Below are 767 nucleotides of genomic sequence, written 5' to 3'. Positions count from 1 at the left end.
AATGCTCGTGATTCGATGATAAATTGTACCAAGAACTCATGAGATTTATCATCAATCAAGATACAAGGCTGGGCATTCTGCCCAGCACTATCTATAACTATAAAACACCTCTAAACTAAAGACGACTTCATCATAAAGAATGAATATGCGCCTATATATTAGGGATAAAACCGCAGGTGGCACTTACTTTATTACCCTCACTCTACACGATAGGCAATCAACGCTGCTTACCGAGCATATCAATGCTTTCCGGCAAGCCTTCCGCTCTGTCAAACATCATCATGATTTTACCTTAGACGCTATGGTGCTATTGCCCGACCATATTCATATGGTGTTGACCCTTGCTGAAAACAGCGATAATTATTCAGTCATCATAGCCAGTCTAAAGAGCCAATTTTCCAAACAAATTAAAAAGACAGAACCTATTTCATTATCACGAAAAAATAAGCGAGAAAGAGGTATTTGGCAACGCCGATTTTGGGAACATCGTATCCGTGATGAAGATGATTATAGAAGTCAACTTGACTATATCCATTATAATCCCGTCAAACATGGTCTTGTAGTTAACCCACAGGCCTGGCCTTATTCAACTTTACATCAATTGATAGCTCAAGGCTTATACCCTCATGATTGGGCAGTTGAAACAGTGCCTATCATGATAGATGTGTTATATGATTAAGTTAAGGATATGCTGGGCAAAATGCCCAGCCTTGTATCTTGATTGATGATAAATCTCATGAGTTCTTGGTACAATTTATCATCGAATC

The 767-nt window shown here is 38.7% G+C and carries 1 protein-coding gene; it reads left to right on the top strand.

Features of this window, described 5'->3' with window-relative positions; all coding sequences use genetic code 11:
* Positions 1-145: 145 nt before the first annotated feature.
* Positions 146-679 (top strand): REP-associated tyrosine transposase, encoded by a 534-nt coding sequence (locus ACZ2XM_RS15425; RefSeq protein WP_490589847.1) that lies wholly within the window; start codon positions 146-148, stop codon positions 677-679.
* Positions 680-767: the final 88 nt, after the last annotated feature.

The sequence above is a fragment of the Psychrobacter sp. CoH-33_TS_01 genome, from assembly GCF_058189395.1.
Note: the sequence above shows the minus strand (reverse complement) of the source record. Positions and strands in the feature narration are given on the sequence as shown.

Coding starts and splice junctions, on each gene's coding strand:
- ACZ2XM_RS15425 (WP_490589847.1), top strand. CDS start 146: ATGCGCCTATATATTAGGGATAAAACCGCAGGTGGCACTTACTTTATT.